Below are 19,135 nucleotides of genomic sequence, written 5' to 3'. Positions count from 1 at the left end.
AGCATGCTAAATTTCACCCTGCAACCCCTATCCCCCCACGACCGCCCCACCTTCATCCGCCAACTGCAACACGCCTTTCAGGCTGCCTTTGAGCATCAGCCCAACGCCTCCCAAGAATTCGTGATTTCCGAGCACGAAATCACCGAATCGCTGGATGCCGAACACGCGCAAGCGTTTGGCGTGTGGGTGGCGGGCAAATTATCGGGCGGCGTGGTGCTGTCCATCCGCCCCAATCACTTCAACGCGCTGGATTTGTTTTACATTGACCGCGCCGCGCATGGGCAGCAACTTGGCTTTCGCGTGTGGCAGGCGGTGGAACAGATGTTCCCCGAAACCATCGTTTGGGAAACGCACACGCCCTATATGGAAAAGCGCAACATCCATTTTTATGTGAACAAATGCGGCTTCCAAATCGTCGAATTCTTCCACGCCAAACACCCCGACCCGCATCAAACCGATACGGCATTTGACGGCAGCGATGAATTTTTCCGCTTTGAAAAATGGATGAAACCGCAGCATCAATTTATTTTTCAGGCTGCCGCAAACGCATAAGGCAGCCTGAAACCCCGTTTTCAACTTCCCACCGTGTTCGTATTCAGGCAGCCTGAAAAGCCAAAGGCAGCCTGAAAAGCAAATAAAAGGCAAAACCATGTCGCTCATAGAATGCAAAAACATCAACCGCTATTTCGGCACAGGCGAAAACCGCGTGCACGTGCTCAAAGACATCAATCTCACCATAGAAAAAGGCGATTTTGTTGCCATCATCGGGCAATCAGGCTCGGGCAAATCCACGCTGATGAACATTCTCGGGCTGCTGGACACGCCCACCAGCGGCACATACCGCATCGCAGGCACCGAAACCTCCAAAATGAGCGCAGACGAACTTGCCGCCATGCGCCGCAAACGCTTCGGCTTCATCTTCCAACGCTACAACCTGCTCAGCTCGCTTACCGCGCGCGATAACGTTGCCTTGCCCTCCGTGTACGCAGGCATCGGCTACGCCGAGCGCAGCCAACGCGCCGATATGCTGCTGGACAAACTGGGCTTGCAAGGCAAAGAAAAAAACAAGCCCAGCGAACTCTCAGGCGGGCAACAACAGCGCGTATCCATCGCCCGCGCCCTGATGAACGGCGGCGAAATCATCTTTGCCGACGAGCCCACAGGCGCGCTGGATTCGCACAGCGGCGAAAACGTGATGGAAATTATCCACCAGCTCTACAACGACGGGCACACCATCATCATGGTAACCCACGACCCCAAAATCGCCGCCCAAGCCAACCGCGTGATTGAAATCCGCGACGGCGAAATCATCGCCGACAGCAGCAAAAGCGAAGAAATCCACCCCAGCAACGTGCAAGCCATTCAAGAAAAACGCGGCTTGGCGTTTTATAAAGACCAGTTTAACGAAGCCTGCAAAATGTCGGTGCAGGCGATTGTGGCGCACAAAATGCGCTCCCTGCTCACCATGTTGGGCATCATCATCGGCATCGCCGCCGTGGTGTCGGTGGTGGCGTTGGGCAACGGCACGCAGGAAAAAATCCTGAAAGACATCAGCTCTATGGGCACCAATATGATTAGCATCTTTCCAGGTAAAGGCTTTGGTGACCGCCGCTCAGGCAAGGTGAAAACGCTCACCGTTGCCGACAGCCAAGCGATTGCAGGATTGAGCTATGTGGAAAGTACCACCCCAGGCAGTTACAGCAGCGGCACATTAACTTACAAAAACATTGACTTAACCGCCAGCGTGGCAGGCGTGGGCGAGCAATATTTTGATGTGCGCGGGGAAAAAATCGGGCTGGGGCGATTGTTTAACGCGGAAGACGTGAAAGACAACGCGCAAGTGGTGGTGATTGATGAAAACACGCAGAAAAAGCTGTTTCCCAATGGCGAAAACCCGCTAGGCAAAGTGGTGCTGCTGAAAAAACGCCCGCTCACCGTCATCGGCGTGTTGAAAAAAGACGACAACCAATTTGAAGCCCCGTCCGACAGCTTGCAGATTTACACGCCCTACACTACGCTGATGAGCCAAATCAGCGGCAATAAATACATCAGCAATATCACGGTGAAAGTTAAGCCCGATGTGGACACGCAAACGGCAGAAAAAGGCATCACCGAGCTGTTGCGCGCGCGGCATGGCACGGAAGATTTCTTTACGCAAAACAGCGACAGCATCAAGAAAATGGTAGAAAAAACCACGGGCACCATGGCGTTGCTGATTTCGTCTATCGCTGTGATTTCGCTGGTGGTGGGCGGCATTGGCGTGATGAATATTATGCTGGTGTCCGTTACCGAGCGCACCAAAGAAATCGGCGTGCGCATGGCGATTGGCGCGCGGCAGAACAGCATTTTGCAGCAGTTTTTGATTGAAGCGATTTTGCTGTGTTTGATTGGCGGGCTGGCAGGCGTGCTGATTTCGTTTGGCTTGGCTTCGCTGTTTAACAGCGTGGTAACCGATTTTGCTATGTCGTTTTCCACAGCTTCCATTATCGGCGCGGTGCTGTGCTCATCGGCAATTGGCGTGCTGTTTGGCTATATGCCCGCCAAGAATGCGTCTAAGCTCAACCCGATTGATGCGCTGGCGCATGATTGATGAAAAAACATAGGTAGGGTGTGCAGCTTTGCTGCGCACGCAGCTTGAAAGGCAGCCTGAAAATGGAAAAATAAGCGTTTCAGGCTGCCTTTAAGCCGCAAATTATGCTTGGGTGCATTGTGCAGTTCATCGCCTCAAAGGCAGCCTGAAAACGGGGAAATTTCGTTTTCAGGCTGCCTTTAAACGCGTAGGGTGGGCAACTTGCTTGTCCACCATTTTATTGCCCGCCTTACCGCCCGCACCTTTCAGGCAGCCTGAAACCCCGCGCAGCCCATTGCGAATAAACAAATGTAAATCGCCTTGCGACCACCACCCGCCCGCTTTTATGATGCGCCCTTTTTTAACCGCCCCGAAAGGCAAACCATGAACAAAACCCATCTACTCGCCGCTGTGCTTGCCGCAAGTCTCATCAACCTCGCCTCCGCACACGGCAGCGTGCCCCGCGAAATCTACCAACCACGCGGCGCGCAAGTCATCAAAGCCGACCACCAAGGCGATGGCGAATATGAAGTAGAATTTCGTTTGCGCGGCAACGACGTGCGCTCCCTCGCCAAGCAAGCCATCAGCCACGCCAAACGCCAAGGGTTTAGCTTGGTGGAATCCGACATTGAGCGCGACGATGCCGATTTAAAATTCAAACGTCACAATCAAGAAATGGACGTAAGCATTGAACACAAAGGCAACGGACGCATTGAATACAAAGTGGATTTGGAACGCGATCACTAATCGCCCCGCCAAAGGCAGCCTGAAAACATTTTTAGCAGTACGTTTTAGCTTCGCTGAAACTCGCTTCGCTCGTTTTCAGGCTGCCTTTGGCTTGTTTTATGCCTGCGCAGGCGTTTCGCCGCTTACCACGAGCAGGGGCAAGCCCCTGCACCCCACGCAGCATCAACCATTCCTTGCCTGATTTCAGGCTGCCTTATCACGCAACCCGCCGCCCTTTGACCCACCCGCCCCACCTTTGCTATATTCCGCCGCCCATCCCGCGCCGCAAAAGGAAACCCATGCTCAGCTACCGCCACGCCTACCACGCAGGCAACCACGCCGACGTGCTCAAACACTTCACGCTCTACACCGTTCTCAACTACTACAACCAAAAAGACAAACCCTATTGGTACATAGACACCCACGCAGGCGCAGGTTTATACGACCTACACAGCAGCGAAGCCAACAAAGTGGGCGAATACCAACAAGGCATCGCACGGCTATGGGCTGCCCATCGTCTCACACCCAAAGAGCGGCCTGAAAACTATCATTCCGCAGACAAAGGGCAGCCTGAAAATCATCATCCCGCAGCCCAAAAGCAGCCTGAAAACCAACAGCCCGCCTCCCTAGCCGCCTTCGCCCAATTTGCCCAAACTCTCGCCGCACACGAAGCCATGACCCAACTCTACGCAGGCTCGCCGCTGTGGGCAGCTCAACTCTTGCGTCCCGCCGACAAACTGCGCCTATTTGAACTGCACCCCGCCGATTTTGCCCTGCTGCAAGACAACCTCCACGCGCTGCGCCTCGGCAAACGCGCCATCGCCAAACAAGAAGACGGCTTCGCAGGGCTGATTAGCCTGCTGCCCCCCGCCACGCGCCGCGCCGTTGTGTTGATAGACCCGCCGTATGAACGCAAACAAGATTACGCCCAAGTTGTCCATACCCTGCGCGACGCGCTCAAACGCTTTGAACAAGGCTGCTACATGGTTTGGTATCCCTGTTTAAGCCGCGAAGAAAGCCACACCCTGCCCGAAAAACTCGCCAAACTGCTGCCCGACAACCACCTTCGCGCCGAACTGCACGTCCACGCCCCCCGCGCCGACGGCTTTGGCATGCACGGCAGCGGAATGTTTATCCTCAACCCGCCCTATATTTTAGACCGCGTGTTGCGCGAAGCCCTGCCCGAACTGGCGCGGCTATTGGCGCAAGACAACGGCGCAAAATTTATCCTAAACAGCCAAATCCGTTAGGCAGCCTGAAAATGCAACATGGCGCGGCGAGGCTGGTTGCCAAGATACTGGCAAATGGTTGGCAATTCACAGAATGATGATGAAGCAATCAAGGCAGCCTGAAACAGAAAAAATGGTTTTCAGGCTGCCTTTGGATTATTCACGCCACATTTTATTAGCCATCCCGCGCAAACATAGGCAGCCTGAAAACGCCATCCACCGTTTCAGGCTGCCTTTCAGCATGGTTCATCTCTTTGCCCGCGCAAGCGTTTCGCCGCTTACCACGAGCAGGGGCAAGCCCCTGCACCCCACGCGCATAGCCGTTTCAGGCTGCCACCCCTTGCGCCCGCGTTTAGGCAGCCTGAAATCTAAAATGGAACGGCGGCGACTCGCCATTCAACAGTACTTTACGAGTTAGCAAAATGTCGGCGAGCCGCCGACGCTCCATAGGCAGCCTGAAACCCATCATCCGTTTCAGGCTGCCTTTGTTCACATGATAAAATCCCACTCATCGCAACCCCATCACCCCCCCCCGCCATGACCCCCATCCCCCTACGCGCCCACTCCGAATTTTCCATCACCGACAGCATCATCCGCATCAGCGATTATGTCGCCGCCGCCCGCGCCGAAAACTATCCCGCCCTCGCTCTCACCGACCTGATGAACACCTTTGGGCTGCTCAAATTCTACAAAGCCTGCCGCAAAGCAGGCATCAAGCCCATTTGCGGCGCAGATGTGCGTATAGAAAACCCCGAGCAGCCTGAAAAGCCCCATCGCGCCGTGCTGCTGATTCGCAACGAACAAGGCTACATCCGCCTCAACGAACTGCTCACCGCCGCCTTTGAAGCCGACGACCGCAACAAACACACCCCGCAAATCAACCAAGCCTGGCTCGCCCAAGGCGACAACAGCGGCCTGCTGTGCCTATCGGGTGCGCAGATGGGCGAAGTGGGCAGCCATTTAATGCTGGGCAACGAAGACAAAGCCCATGCCGCCGCGCAAAAATACGCCGCATGGTTTCCCAACGCCTTTTATTTGGAACTGCAACGCCTGCCCGAAAAACCCGACTGGGAAATCAGCGTTTCAGGCAGCCTGAAAATCGCCCAAGCCCTGCAACTGCCCGTAGTCGCCACCCATCCCACCCAATTTTTGCAACGTGAAGATTACAAAGCCCACGATGCCCGCGTGTGCATCGCAGGTGGCTGGACGCTCATTGACCCCAAACGCCCGCACGACTTCACTCCCGGCCAGCATTTTCTCACCCCCGATGAGTTTGCCGCCCGCTTCGCCGATATCCCCGAAGCCCTAGCCAACAGCCAAGAAATCGCCAAACGTTGCAATCTCACGCTCACGCTGGGCAAAAACTTCCTGCCGCTGTTCCCCACGCCCGATGGCATGGATTTGAACGACTACCTGCGCCATCTTGCCAACGAAGGCTTGCAAGAGCGACTAGCCGTGCTCTATCCCAACGAAGCCGAGCGCGCCCAAAGGCAGCCTGAATACCAAGCGCGGCTGGATTTTGAGCTAGACATCATCATCAAAATGCAGTTTCCGGGTTACTTTCTTATCGTGCAAGACTTCATCAACTGGGCGAAAAACAACGGCTGCCCCGTTGGACCGGGGCGCGGCTCGGGCGCAGGCTCGCTGGTGGCGTATTCGCTCAAAATCACCGACCTAGACCCGCTCAAATACGCGCTGCTGTTTGAACGGTTTTTGAACCCCGAGCGCGTGTCCATGCCCGACTTTGATATTGACTTCTGCCAAGCCAACCGCGGGCGCGTGATTGAATATGTGCGCGAAAAATACGGCAAACAAGCCGTCAGCCAAATCGTAACCTTTGGCGCGATGTCGTCCAAAGCCGTGATCCGCGATGTGGGGCGCGTGCTGCAACTGCCGTTTGCCCTGTGCGACCGCTTGTCCAAACTGATTCCGCTGGAAGCCAATAAGCCGCTGCATCTGAAAGACGCACTCGCCGCCGAGCCCGAAATCGAGCAAATCATCCGCGAAGAAGAAGCCGATGAGCTGCTTAATCTTGCCATGAAGCTGGAAGATTTAACCCGCAATCTGGGGATGCACGCGGGCGGCGTGTTGATTGCGCCAAGCAAAATTTCCGATTTTTGCGGCGTGTACCAAGCCGATGAAAACGCCTCGCCTGTGTCTATGTTTGACAAGGGCGATGTGGAAGAAATTGGGCTGGTGAAATTTGACTTTTTGGGGCTGCGCAACCTCACCATCATTGAAATGGCGCAAAACTTCATCCGCCAAACCACAGGCGAGCACGTGGATGTGAGCCATATCCCGCTGGACGACCAAGTTGCCTACAAAATTTTCCGCGATGCCAACACCACCGCCGTGTTCCAGTTTGAATCCAGCGGCATGAAAAAAATGCTGGCGCAAGCCAACACCACCAATTTGGAAGAAATCATCGCCTTTGTGTCGCTGTATCGCCCCGGCCCCATGGATTTGATTCCCGACTTTATTGAGCGGATGAAAGGCGCGAAGTTTGAATATATGCACCCGCTGCTGGAACCTGTGTTAGAGCCAACCTACGGCATTATGGTGTATCAAGAGCAGGTGATGCAGGCGGCGCAAGTCATCGGTGGCTATTCGCTGGGCGGTGCGGATTTGCTGCGCCGCGCGATGGGCAAGAAAAAGCCCGAAGAGATGGTGAAACACCGCGAAATTTTTGCCGAAGGCGCAGCAAAACAAGGCATCAGCCGCGAAAAAGCCGATGAAATTTTTGACTACATGGAAAAATTTGCGGGCTACGGCTTCAACAAATCGCACGCGGCGGCGTATGCCTATGTGTCGTATCAAACCGCGTGGCTCAAAGCGCATTATCCCGCCGAATTTATGGCAGCAACCATGTCATCCGAGCTAGACAACACCGACCAGCTCAAAGTGTTTTTTGATGACGCGCAAAGCAAGCTCAACGGCATCCGCTTTTTGCCGCCCGATGTAAACGAATCGTTTTACCGCTTTATCCCCAACGCGCAAAAACAAATCCGCTACGCGCTGGGTGCAATCAAAGGCACAGGCGAAGCGGCGGTCAACGCCATTGTTGCCGCGCGAGAAAGCGGCGGCAAGTTCACCGATTTGTTTGATTTTTGCGAACGCGTGGGCAAACAGCACGCCAACCGCCGCGTGCTGGAAGCGCTGATTCGCGGCGGCGCGTTTGACAGCATAGAGCCCAACCGCGCCATGCTGCTGGGCAATATTGACCTTGCCATCGCCCAAGCCGAGCAAAAAGCCGACAACGCCAACCAAGGCGGCTTGTTTGACATGGTGGAAGACGCGCTGGCGGATGTGCCGCTGCAATACATTGAGCCGTGGAATGAAGCCACCAAGCTCGCCGAAGAAAAGCAAGCCATTGGTTTTTATTTGAGCGGGCATCCGTTTGCACCCTATGCCAGCGAAGTGCGCGCCTTTGCGCCCACGCCATTAGGCAGCCTGAAAGCCAAAGACGGCACGCAACGGCTGGCAGGCTTTGCCACCTCCATCCGCAGCATCATGACCAAAAACGGCAAAATGATTGCCGTGCTGCTGGAAGACGACACCGCCAAGCAAGAAGTCATCATCCGCGGCGATTTGCTGGACGGCATCCCCAAAGAAACGCTCAAAGCCGACCAAATCCTGATTTGCGATTGCAGCGTGCGCGAAGACCGCTTCAACCCCGATGGCGGCTTGCGCGTGAACGTGGCCAACATCGGCAGCGACGAGCAAAAGCAAGCCGGCATCCACCGGCTCAACGAAGCCCGCTCCCGCTTTGCCATCAGCCTCACGCTCAACCTGCGCCCCGAACACGATATTGACGCCCTTGCCAAACTGCTGCGCCCGCACACCCAAGCCAACGGCAACAAAATCCCGCTGATTTTGACCTACACCAACGAACGCGCCCACGGCACCTTGCTGCCCAACGCCAAATGGCGGCTGGTGTTGAGCAACGAATTGCTGGATAGCTTGGTGGCGATGCTGGGCGAGCGAGCTGTAGCAACGCGGTTTATGTAATCCGTGCTTTGCCCATTTTCAGGCTGCCGTTTTAGCTTCGCTGAAACTCGCTTTGCTCGTTTTAACTTCGTTGAGCCTACGGCTTTCAGGCTGCATTAGGCGCACATCGCGCTTTACCCGCAGCCATGTTAAACCGCCCAACGCCATTCTTGCGTACAATCCGAGCATTATTTCCAACAAGGACTGCCATGAACATCAAACAAAACATACTCGCTCAATGCCGCGCGCAAAACGTCCAAGTAACCCCGCTGCGCGAACACGTTTTAGACATCGTATTGCAGCTAGACGGCGTGATTAAAGCCTACACCGTGCTGGCGCAAATGCAGCGCGAAAGCCAAAACGTGCTCGCCCCGCCTACCGCCTACCGCGCCCTAGACTTTTGGGCAGAGCAAGGCGTGTTGCACAAAATCCCTGCCGTAAACGGCTACATCCTATGCAGCCATGTGCAACACGAATGCAACAGCCATTGCCACAGCGATGCCCACAGCCACAACAGCAGCTTCATCCTTGTGTGCACCCAATGCGGCACGGTGGACGAACAAAGCCTAAACCGCGAATGGCAAGCCCTGCACCAAGCCGTAGAACAAACAGGCTTCGCGCTCAACGAAGAACACGTTGTGCTCACAGGCGTATGCGGCAAATGCCGCGCGTAAGGGCTTGCGCCGTGCCTAACCCGTTTTCAGGCTGCCTCAATGGAGCGGCGACGGCTCGTCGTCAAATGGCGTAATTAAATTGGCTGCGCTGGTTGATTAAAATGTCGGCAAGCACTGGTGTTGGTTTTGCAAAGGTTTCAGGCTGCCTTAAATCATCATCAAAGGCAGCCTGAAAATAGAAAAACCGTTTGGTGTAGAGACAAACGGTTTTTTTACGGGATAGATTGGTTTTAGCTTCGCAACCCCGCTGCGCTCCGCAGGCTGCCTAATCCATCACATCCGTTTACTACTGCCACCCTTTCCCCTACGTTCAGCCGAACGGAGCATGCTTTTTTCGGGAACAAGCGTGCGCTTGTCCGACGGCGCACGAAGTGCGGCTAGTTCGCACGCGCCGAAAAAAGGATGCGAAGTGAGGGAAGTCTGCGAAGCAGACCTGCACGTCGGGGTCGCCTTTCTTTTGCTTTGAACCTGTATTCATTAGCCGCGTGAATAGATTTTGTGGCATAAAAGCATGGATACAAGGCGCAAAGCACAGCAAGGTTGGATACCTTGCGAGCATTTGCAACGCCGTAGCCATGCTTTTAGGGCGCAAAAGCTGTCGCGCGGATGATGAATGCAGGTTCACACTTTGGCGAAGCAAAGAAAAGTAAGTGCCCCGTCGGCACGAGACGCATGGTTAAAGCGACACTCAAAGCCAGCCACAAAGCACAAATCCCATTTTCAGGCTGCCTAGACATTAAAATCATTCATATTTCCGCTGGAAATTTTTCATTTGTATTCATGCAAGATTAAGCGCAATATCCCCCGTTCTGTAATCTTTCAACCCAAAACGTCCACTAGGAGACCCCTATGACCACCTTCCACCTATCAGGCTATCCCCGCATCGGCGGCAAACGCGAGCTGAAATTCGCCACCGAATCCTTCTGGAAAGGCGCAACCAGCGAAGCCGATCTGCAAAACGTAGCCGCCGAAATTCGCCGTGCCAACTGGGCAACCCAACACGCCGCAGGCGCAGATTTGCTGCCCGTTGGCGACTTTTCGTTTTACGACCATGTGTTGGATTTGCTGTGCGCCGTGGGCGCGATTCCCGCGCGTTTCGGTTTTCAGGCTGCCAATCTGACCCTACCGCAATACTTTGAACTGGCACGCGGCAACGCCACCCAATTTGCGATGGAAATGACCAAATGGTTTGACACCAACTATCACTACATCGTGCCCGAATGGCACGCTGACACCCAATTCTCCGCCCACCCCGAGCGCCTTATCGCCCAAATCCGCGAAGCCCAAGCGCAAGGCTACGCGGTGAAACCTACGCTGGTGGGCCCGCTCACGCTGCTGTGGCTGGGCAAGAAGAAAGAAGAATTTGGCTGCCGCATCAAAACACTGATGCCCAAGCTGTTGCCCGTTTACCAACAATTATTGCAAGCCATCGCCGATGCAGGCGTGGAATATGTGCAAATCGACGAGCCGATTTTGGCGGCTGATGCGGGCAAACCTTGGCTAGAAGCCTTCCCCAGCACCTATCAAGCCCTCGCGCAAGCCCCCGTTCGCATCATTTTGGGCACTTATTTTGCCAGCGTTGCCGAACACGCCGCCTTGCTAAATAGCTTACCCATCAGCGGCGTGCACATTGATTGCGTGCGCGCGTCCGAGCAGTTGGCAACGTTTGTAGCGCAACTAGACAGCAGCAAAATCCTATCCGCAGGCGTGGTGGATGGGCGCAACGTGTGGCGTGCCAACTTGCGCCAAATCGTTGCCAACTTGCAAGATGCCAAAGCCAAATTTGGCGACAACCTGTGGGTTGCCCCAAGCTGCTCCTTGTTGCACAGCCCGCAAGATCTTGCGCTGGAAGAAAAACTGGATGCCGAAATCAAATCTTGGATGGCGTTTGCCGCGCAAAAATTGGTGGAACTGGGCAACATCAAACAAGCCTTGCAAAACGGTTTAGACAGCATTCAGGCTGTCTTAGCCGCATCCGATGCCGCCCAAGCCGACCGCGCCAGCAACAGCAAAATCCACAACGCCGCCGTGCAGGCGCGCATTGCCAATCTGCCCAAAGGCGCAGACCAACGCGGTGCACCGTTTGCCGAGCGCATCAAAGCGCAGCAAGCCCAGCTTCACCTGCCCCTGCTGCCCACCACCACCATCGGCTCGTTCCCGCAAACCACCGAAATCCGCCAAGCCCGCGCCGCGTTCAAAAAAGGCGAGCTTTCCGCTGCCGATTACGATGCCGCGATGAAAAAAGAAATCGCCTACTGCGTTGCCGAGCAAGAAAAATTGGGCATTGACGTGTTGGTGCATGGCGAAGCCGAGCGCAACGATATGGTGGAATATTTTGGCGAACAGCTGGCGGGCTATTGTTTCAGCCAATTTGGCTGGGTGCAAAGCTACGGCAGCCGCTGCGTGAAACCGCCCATCATCTACGGCGACGTATCGCGCCCCAATCCGATGACGGTTTATTGGTCCAGCTACGCGCAAAGCCTGACCAAACGCCCGATGAAAGGTATGCTCACAGGGCCGGTTACCATGTTCAAATGGTCGTTTGTGCGCGACGATGTGCCGCTCTCGCAAGTGTGCAAACAAGTCGCGTTGGCGTTGAACGATGAAGTGCTGGATTTGGAACGCGCAGGCATCACCGTTATCCAAATTGACGAACCTGCCATCCGCGAAGCGATGCCGTTGAAGAAAAACCAATGGGATGAATATCTTGCATGGGCTTGCGAGAGCTTCCGTTTAACCAGCACAGGCACGGCAAACAGCACGCAAATCCATACCCACATGTGTTACAGCGAGTTCAACGACATCCTGCCCGCCATCGCCAGCATGGATGCGGATGTGATTACCATTGAAACTTCGCGCTCCGACATGGATTTGCTGACCGCGTTTGGTGAATTCAAATACCCGAACGACATCGGCCCGGGCGTGTATGACATCCACAGCCCGCGCGTGCCCACCGAAGCCGAAGTGGAGCATTTGCTGCGCAAAGCCATCAGCGTGGTGCCGCTGGAACGCCTGTGGGTGAACCCTGACTGCGGCTTGAAAACACGCGGTTGGACAGAAACCATTGAGCAGCTGCGCGTAATGATGAATGTAACCCACAAGCTGCGCCGCGAGTTTGGCGCGAAATAATCTGCGGAAATAGGGCGGCATCTGTTGCTCCCCTTTCTGCTCGCGCAAAAGGCAGCCTGAAAATGGTTTTACCCCGTTTCAGGCTGCCTCATTTCTATCGCAATAGGGCGTGTGGCTTTGCCACGCACCGTTAGCAATAATTGAATGATGCAGGCAAGCCGCACAGCTTACTTGTGCTGTTGTTGGTTTACTGCATTTTCAGGCTGCCTTTAATCTAAGCGCAAAACTATTATGGATGTATGGATGCGCCCCATGCCAAGGCAGCCTGAAAACCCAATAAGGAATCCCACTATGACCACCTCCCGCAGTCTCAGCTTTGAATTTTTCCCCACCCGCACCCCCGAAGGGCGCGCCAAGCAAATTCTTGTGCGCCAAGAGCTCAAACAGTTCAACCCGCAATTTTTCTCCTGCACCTCGGGCGCAGGCGGCTCCACGCGCGAGGGCACGCTGCAAACCGTGCGCGATATTCTAAACGAGCAAACCCCCGCCGCCCCGCATCTGCCGTGCATCGGCATGCTGGAAAACGAAATTGTTGAATTGCTGCAACAATACAAAGACATCGGCGTAAACCGCCTGATTGCCCTGCGCGGCGACATCCCATCGGGCACAGGCTTTGGCATGGAAGGCTTGCGCTACGCCAACGAACTCGTTGCCCTAGTCAAACAAAAATTTGGCGACCACTTTCACACCATTGTCGCCGCCTACCCCGAATACCATCCCCAATCGCAAAACGCCGCCGATGATTTGCGCTACTTCGTGCAAAAAGTGAACGCAGGCGCAGACAGTGCCATCACGCAATATTTTTTCAACGCCGATGCCTACTTCAACTTTGTGGACGATGCCCAACGCGCAGGTGTGGACATCCCCATCATCCCTGGTATCATCCCCGTGGACAGCTTCACCAAGCTGGTGCGCTTTTCCGATATGTGCGGCGCAGAAATTCCGCGCTGGCTGCGGCTCAAACTGTATTCCTACGCCGACGATGCCGAATCCATCCGCGCCTTTGCGCTGGACGTGGTAACGCACATGTGCGAACGCCTGCTGCAAGGCGGCGCGCCGGGGCTGCATTTTTACACGCTCAACCGCGCTGATTTGTCGGCAGAGATTTGCAAACGGATTTACGGCGCACCCGCGAAGTGAGGCAGCCTGAAAACGAGCAAAGCGAGTTTCAGCGAAGCTAAAACGGCGGCAGCCAAGCCATCAAGCAATGTCATCATTTCATCGTTCCCAGCCAATTCAAAGGCAGCCTGAAAACGAGTTTTCCGTTTTTCAGGCTGCCTTATGCTTTGTTTGATGGATTGAGTTGGGTTGAATGAGCGAATGGTTTGTGGTTTACAGCTTGGAGTGTCGCGCCGATTTGTGCGCGAGCGTTGGTAATCAGATTATCAGCAAAACAAGCAGCATAGAAAACCAACAAAGGCAGCCTGAAAACTCGTTTTCCGTTTTTAGCTTCGCTGAAACTCGCTTTGCTCGTTTTCAGGCTGCCTTTTTGCCGTCGCTGCCGTCGCCGAACAAACGTCTGTCCCAATCTTCGCACCCGCCCGTTTCCAGCCGCCGCGCAAACAGCCACGCCCACGATTCGGGCAGCGGCAGGCGCAATACGGCGCGCATTTCGTCTGCATCGCAACAGCGGCTGTCAATCAGCGCCAGCACCCGCGCCACCGACCATTCGGGAAACGGTCGCGAGAGCAAAAACACTTCATCGCCTGCCGCCACTTCGCCCGCCGCCAACACGCGCAGATACCAGCCGCAGCGCAAACCCTGCTGCACGCGCAGCGACATATCCGCGATGCCGAAACGCTCGTTCAGCTTCCAACACGGCTGCCGCCCTTGGCTCACGGCAAAACGCGCCGTGCCGATCTGCCATTTGTCGCCGATGCACACCGAGTGCTCATCCGCGCCATCCAGGCAAAAATTCTCGCCAAAGCCGCCTAAGCGCATATTTTGTGCCGCAGGCAATTCACGCCGCCAAGTATCGTAATGGTGCAGCGCATAAACGTGCACCGCCTTGTCCGCGCCGCCGTGAAAACGCGGATCGCCCACCCCGTCGCCCGCCAAACCTGTGGGCGTAACGGCGATTTTGCCGCTGACAGGCTGCTTGTTAATCGCGCTTTGTTGGTTGCGGGCAAAGTTTTCAGGCTGCCCGATGCGGATTTGTCGGATTTGGGCGATGGGGTGCATGGTGTTTCCTTTTATTTGTTTGGAGGCAGTCTTGTAGGTTGGGTTGCAAAACCCAACGTTTCCGATGATTTCAAGGCTTTGTTGGGTCTTGACCCAATCTACAGTACTTAAATCACCGTCATTCCCGCGCAGGCGGGAATCTTGTTTGAGATTCGGCAATATCTGTAAAAACAAAGTGATGCTGTAGTTTCACCAAGATTCCCGCCTGCGCGGGAATGACGTAGTTGGAACGAAGTTTGGATTGGGCAAAGGCAGCCTGAAAACCATTTTCCCGTTTTCAGGCTGCCTCCCCGTCAATCGTTCAGCTTCACCGAATGCTCTCGCGTTTCGTGGAACACGATGTCCGGCCAGCGCTCTTGGGTTAAATTCAGGTTCACGCGGTTGGGGGCGAGGTAGGCGAGGTTGCCGCCGGCGTCAATCGCCAGATTGCCCGCGTTGGCTTTTTCAAACTCGGCAAGTTTTTTCTTGTCGTCGCACGACACCCAGCGCGCTGACCAGATGGATGCGTTGTCAAACACCGCTTCCACGCCGTATTCGTTGGCGAGCCGCGAGGTTACCACTTCAAACTGCAACACGCCCACCGCGCCCAAAATCAAATCCGCGCCGCTCATCGGCTTGAACACCTGCACCGCGCCTTCTTCGCCCAGCTGCTGCAAGCCTTTTTGCAGTTGTTTGATTTTCAGCGGATTTTTAATGCGCACGCTGCGGAACAGTTCGGGCGCGAAAAACGGGATGCCGGTAAATGCCAGCGCTTCGCCTTCGGAAAAGCTGTCGCCGATTTGGATGTTGCCGTGGTTGGGGATGCCGATGATGTCGCCAGCAAACGCTTCTTCCACCAGCTCGCGGTCGTGCGACATAAAGGTAACCACGCTGCTGGCGGCAATGTCGCGGTTAATCCGCAGGTGTTTCATCTTCATGCCGCGCTCAAATTTGCCCGAGCACACGCGCAAAAAGGCGATGCGGTCGCGGTGTTTCGGATCCATATTGGCTTGGATTTTAAACACAAATCCGGAAAATTTTTCTTCGTCGGGCGACACGGTGCGCACGGTTGCGTCGCGGCTTTGCGGCGCGGGTGCCCAGTCGATCAGCGAATTTAAGATTTCCTGAATGCCGAAGTTGTTAATCGCCGAGCCGAAAAATACGGGGGTGAGTTCGCCCGCCAAAAATTCATCCAAATCAAACTCGTTGGACGCTGCCTGCACCAGCTCAATCTCGTCGCGCAGTTGTTGGATTTCCAGCGGGAAACGCTTTTCCAACTCGGGATTATCTATGCCTTTGATGATGTCAAACTCGTGCGGCAGCCGCTCGCCTCCCGCTTCAAACAGATAAATTTCGTCGTTGAGAATGTGGTACACGCCCTTGAAGTTTTTGCCCATGCCGATGGGCCAAGTTACCGGCGCGCAACGGATTTTCAGGATGTTTTCCACTTCGTCGAGCAGTTCCAGCGAATCGCGCACTTCGCGGTCGTATTTGTTCATAAAGGTTACGATGGGCGTGTTGCGCAGGCGGCAGACGTTGAGCAATTTGATGGTTTGCGCTTCCACGCCTTTGGCGGCGTCGATGACCATCAACGCGCTGTCCACGGCGGTGAGCACGCGGTAGGTGTCTTCCGAGAAGTCTTGGTGGCCGGGGGTGTCCAGCAGATTAACGGTGTGGTCTTTGTAGTCAAACTGCATCACGGACGAGGCAACGGAAATGCCGCGCTGCTTCTCGATTTCCATCCAGTCGGAAGTGGCGAATTTTCCGGTTTTCTTGCCCTTTACCGTACCCGCGCTTTGGATCGCGCCCGAAAACAGCAAGAGCTTTTCGGTAAGCGTGGTTTTACCCGCATCGGGGTGGGAGATGATGGCGAAGGTGCGGCGGCGGCGCACTTGGTCTAGGATTTCTTGGGACATGGGGGAACTCGTTGGGGTTAATGGGTTGGTTAAATGGGTTAAAAATGGTTTTCAGGCTGCCTTTGGCGGTTGAGGCAGCCTGAAAAGGGTAGGGGGCGTATTGTAAACGTTTTTTGGTTTTAACTGTTTCAGGCTGCCTCTTGCAAACAGCAATCAGGCAGCCTTGCCTCTTCGTCCAAATCTTTGATTTGGGTATTAAGTGAGCATCTAAATCTTTGATTTAGCCATGCGAACTTATGCAAAGCTCAGAGGTATGCCGCAGCGTAGTGAAGGTTGAAAATCACTTCGCCGCAGCATGAATCGCGCGATGCCGCTTGCGCAGCAGTTTGACTACGATGCCGCTTTGCGCGCCAAACAGCACGGAAAGCAAATACCACACGCCGCAAAATAGAATAATCGTCGGACCGGAGGGCAGGTTGGCGGGATGGTGGTACGACAGCAGCAGCCCCGCATAGCCGCACAGCAACGCGCTGGCGGCGGAAACCAGCATCAACGCGCCGATGCTTTTTACCCACAGCCGCGCGGCGATGGCGGGCAGCATCATCAAGCCCACCGACATCAGCGTGCCCAACGCCTGAAAGCCCGCCACCAAATTCATCACCACCAAAATCAAAAAGGCAACGTGCCACAAGCCGCCGCGCCCGTTTACCGAGCGCAAAAACAGCGGGTCTATGCTTTCCAGCAGCAGCGGGCGGAACATCACCGCCAGCGCGATGATGGTGCAGCTTGCCACGCCGCCCATCAGCCGCAGCGAATCCAAATCCACCGCCAGCACCGAGCCGAACAGCAAATGCAAAAGCTCCACACTGTTGTTGCCCAAGCTCACCAGCAGCACGCCGACGGCAAGGCTGGTGAGATAGAACGCGGCGAAGTTGGCGTCTTCTTTCAGCTCGGTGAAGCGGCTCACGATGCCCGCGAAAAACGCCATCAGCATCCCCGCGATAAAACCGCCCAAGCCCATGGCGGGCAGGCTCAGCCCCGCAATCATGTAGCCGATGGCGGCGCCGGGCAAAACCGCGTGGCTCAATGCGTCGCCAATCAGGCTCATGCGCCGCATCACCAAAAACACGCCCACGGGCGCGGCGGAGAGGGCAAGAAAAACAACCGACGCTAGGGCGTAGCGCATAAAGGAAAATTCGGCAAAGGGGGCGATGAATAAGTCGTACATGGTTTGGGGATGTGGGAGTGGGTGTAGTGGGGGGAGGTGGAGGCAGCCTGAAAAGGGGCGACGGTGTTGTGGATAGGGGAATGCGGTTTTCAGGCTGCCTATTGATTACGCCCAACATAAGGCAGCCTGAAAACTCTGCCAATCAAGCAACGTAATGGAGCGGCTACGGCTCGTCGCCAAAATGGTGTGTTTAATAGGGATTGACTGGTTGGCGGCAATATGTCGGCGAGCCGCCGACGCTCCATCGGTTGCAGTTTAAGCAAAAGTTGCAGCCTGAAAATGGAGTGGGCGCGGTTTTCAGGCTGCCTTTGGGCGTGTAAACAAAGTGGCGCAGTATAGTTTCAGGCTGCCTAAACCTTGCACCATTGCGCTTCGTCTTCCGCCTTTTGCGCCAGCGCATTGGCTTGCAGCAACAGCTCATCGGTGAGCACGGCTTCGGTTTTGCCGTTGGCGACTTTTTCGCGCGCCAGCAAAAACGTGTGCGGAAAATAAGCGCGCACCTGTTCGTAATCATGCAGCACGGCGATGACGGCCCGCCCCGCTTGGTTTTCTTGGCGCAGCAAATCCAGCAAGGCATAAGTGGTTTTGGCATCCACCGCGTTAAACGGCTCATCCAGCAGCAAAAAGCGCGCATTTTGCGCCAGCATACGGGCAAACAGCACGCGCTGAAACTGCCCGTTGGAAAGGTCGCTGATGTGGTGGTGAGCAAAATCCGCCATCTCCACGCGCGCCAGCGCATGATGCACCCGCTCGCGCTGCGCCGCCGTCAGCCGCCCGAAAAAGCCCGTTTCGTACCACAAGCCCATCGCCGTCAGCTCAAACACGGTGAGCGGCTGGCTGCGGTCGATGTCGGATTGCTGCGGCAAATAAGCAATATCGCAGCGCGACAAGTTTTGCCATTGCACGCTGCCCGTGTGTTTAAGCAGCCCCATAATCGCTTTAAGCAGCGTGGACTTGCCCGCGCCGTTGGGCCCAAAAATGGCATACATACAGCCATCGGCAAACGTCATGTTCACATGGTGCACAGCAGGGCGTGATTGATAGCTCACGGTTAAATTGTGGATAACAATACTCATGCCGACACCGCCCAGTAATACACGCACCACACAATCAGCAGCACGGCGGCGGCGATGGCAAGGCGTTGGGACAGGCTGGCGAGCAACAGGGAAAAGGGAGGTTTCATAAGCACACTTTCAGGCTGTCTGAGCAAAAAAGGGTGATATTGTATAACAGGAGCGGCGCGCGCGTTAAGCGATATGGATGCGCGAGCTTGCCGACGGCGTAAAAATCAGGCGGTTTTGCCCCGCTTGTTTGGCAAACGCGGTTTGGATTGGAGCCTTTGCATCTTCTGCGGCAGCCTGAAAACCAAATGGCGCGTCGGCGGCTCATCAGCAAAGCGCTGTTGGGTTGGATCGGTTTGATGATGAGCCGTTGCCGTTCCATTTTAGATTTCGGGTTTAGATTTCAGGCTGCCTAATCATGGCGAACAAAGGCAGCCTGAAAACCCATCTATTCGGCAAAAAATCGTTTGGCGCAACACCAAACGATTGTTATGTTTTCAGGCTGCTTTTGATGAT

General features: G+C 55.2%; 15 protein-coding genes. 10 read left to right on the top strand and 5 right to left on the bottom strand.

The genetic code is table 11. From position 1 onward, the window contains the following. The first annotated feature begins 3 nt into the window (after positions 1–3). The 6 genes from H3L93_RS09560 (at position 4) to dnaE (ending at position 8,532) form a co-directional block, all read left to right on the top strand. Positions 4–552 carry a GNAT family N-acetyltransferase gene (locus H3L93_RS09560; RefSeq protein ID WP_003793672.1) on the top strand — a complete coding sequence of 183 codons (549 nt, stop codon included), beginning with the start codon at positions 4–6 and terminating at the stop codon, positions 550–552. Positions 553–649: 97 nt separating this feature from the next. Then, a complete protein-coding gene (locus tag H3L93_RS09555; RefSeq protein WP_003793673.1) occupies positions 650–2,590 on the top strand; it encodes a MacB family efflux pump subunit in 1,941 nt (646 codons plus the stop codon). A 363-nt stretch (positions 2,591–2,953) separates the two neighbouring features. Then, a complete protein-coding gene (locus H3L93_RS09550) occupies positions 2,954–3,316 on the top strand; it encodes a hypothetical protein (protein WP_003793675.1) in 363 nt (120 codons plus the stop codon). 278 nt (positions 3,317–3,594) lie between these two features. Further along, positions 3,595–4,545, top strand: a complete 951-nt coding sequence (locus H3L93_RS09545; protein ID WP_003793676.1) for a 23S rRNA (adenine(2030)-N(6))-methyltransferase RlmJ — start codon at positions 3,595–3,597, stop codon at positions 4,543–4,545. Positions 4,546–4,618: 73 nt separating this feature from the next. Further along, positions 4,619–4,942 (top strand): hypothetical protein, encoded by a 324-nt coding sequence (locus tag H3L93_RS09540; protein WP_040558075.1) that lies wholly within the window; start codon positions 4,619–4,621, stop codon positions 4,940–4,942. 119 nt (positions 4,943–5,061) lie between these two features. Then, positions 5,062–8,532, top strand: coding sequence for a DNA polymerase III subunit alpha (gene dnaE, locus H3L93_RS09535; RefSeq protein WP_003793678.1), 3,471 nt, complete (start codon positions 5,062–5,064; stop codon positions 8,530–8,532). A gap of 18 nt (positions 8,533–8,550) precedes the next feature. Here dnaE and H3L93_RS09530 read toward each other — a convergent pair whose 3' ends face one another. Beyond that, positions 8,551–8,700 carry a hypothetical protein gene (locus tag H3L93_RS09530; RefSeq protein ID WP_155802924.1) on the bottom strand — a complete coding sequence of 50 codons (150 nt, stop codon included), beginning with the start codon at positions 8,698–8,700 and terminating at the stop codon, positions 8,551–8,553. A gap of 20 nt (positions 8,701–8,720) precedes the next feature. Here H3L93_RS09530 and H3L93_RS09525 point away from each other — a divergent pair, with 20 nt between their 5' ends. The 3 genes from H3L93_RS09525 to metF all read left to right on the top strand — a co-directional run bounded on the left by H3L93_RS09525 (position 8,721) and on the right by metF (position 13,454). After that, positions 8,721–9,185 carry a Fur family transcriptional regulator gene (locus H3L93_RS09525; protein WP_003793680.1) on the top strand — a complete coding sequence of 155 codons (465 nt, stop codon included), beginning with the start codon at positions 8,721–8,723 and terminating at the stop codon, positions 9,183–9,185. An 849-nt stretch (positions 9,186–10,034) separates the two neighbouring features. Further along, positions 10,035–12,314, top strand: a complete 2,280-nt coding sequence (metE, locus tag H3L93_RS09520) for a 5-methyltetrahydropteroyltriglutamate--homocysteine S-methyltransferase (RefSeq protein ID WP_003793682.1) — start codon at positions 10,035–10,037, stop codon at positions 12,312–12,314. 291 nt (positions 12,315–12,605) lie between these two features. Further along, positions 12,606–13,454, top strand: coding sequence for a methylenetetrahydrofolate reductase [NAD(P)H] (gene metF / locus H3L93_RS09515; protein ID WP_040558077.1), 849 nt, complete (start codon positions 12,606–12,608; stop codon positions 13,452–13,454). Positions 13,455–13,790: 336 nt separating this feature from the next. On the opposite strand, the gene H3L93_RS09510 is transcribed toward metF, so the two are convergent. From H3L93_RS09510 to H3L93_RS09495, 4 genes are all read right to left on the bottom strand, one after another. Continuing rightward, positions 13,791–14,495 carry an MOSC domain-containing protein gene (locus tag H3L93_RS09510; protein WP_040558079.1) on the bottom strand — a complete coding sequence of 235 codons (705 nt, stop codon included), beginning with the start codon at positions 14,493–14,495 and terminating at the stop codon, positions 13,791–13,793. A 293-nt stretch (positions 14,496–14,788) separates the two neighbouring features. After that, on the bottom strand, positions 14,789–16,390 hold the full coding sequence (locus tag H3L93_RS09505; RefSeq protein WP_003793686.1) for a peptide chain release factor 3: 1,602 nt from the start codon (positions 16,388–16,390) through the stop codon (positions 14,789–14,791). 280 nt (positions 16,391–16,670) lie between these two features. After that, on the bottom strand, positions 16,671–17,558 hold the full coding sequence (locus tag H3L93_RS09500; protein WP_003793687.1) for a metal ABC transporter permease: 888 nt from the start codon (positions 17,556–17,558) through the stop codon (positions 16,671–16,673). A 350-nt stretch (positions 17,559–17,908) separates the two neighbouring features. Continuing rightward, positions 17,909–18,634 carry a metal ABC transporter ATP-binding protein gene (locus H3L93_RS09495; protein WP_040558081.1) on the bottom strand — a complete coding sequence of 242 codons (726 nt, stop codon included), beginning with the start codon at positions 18,632–18,634 and terminating at the stop codon, positions 17,909–17,911. 254 nt (positions 18,635–18,888) lie between these two features. On the opposite strand from H3L93_RS09495, the gene H3L93_RS09490 reads away from it, so the two are divergent. Then, complete coding sequence (locus H3L93_RS09490) at positions 18,889–19,035, top strand: hypothetical protein (RefSeq protein WP_155802926.1); 147 nt, start codon at positions 18,889–18,891, stop codon at positions 19,033–19,035. The last annotated feature ends 100 nt before the right edge of the window (positions 19,036–19,135 follow it).

This window comes from Kingella oralis (assembly GCF_014054985.1).
GTDB classification, from domain to species: domain Bacteria; phylum Pseudomonadota; class Gammaproteobacteria; order Burkholderiales; family Neisseriaceae; genus Kingella_B; species Kingella_B oralis.
Note: the sequence above shows the minus strand (reverse complement) of the source record. Positions and strands in the feature narration are given on the sequence as shown.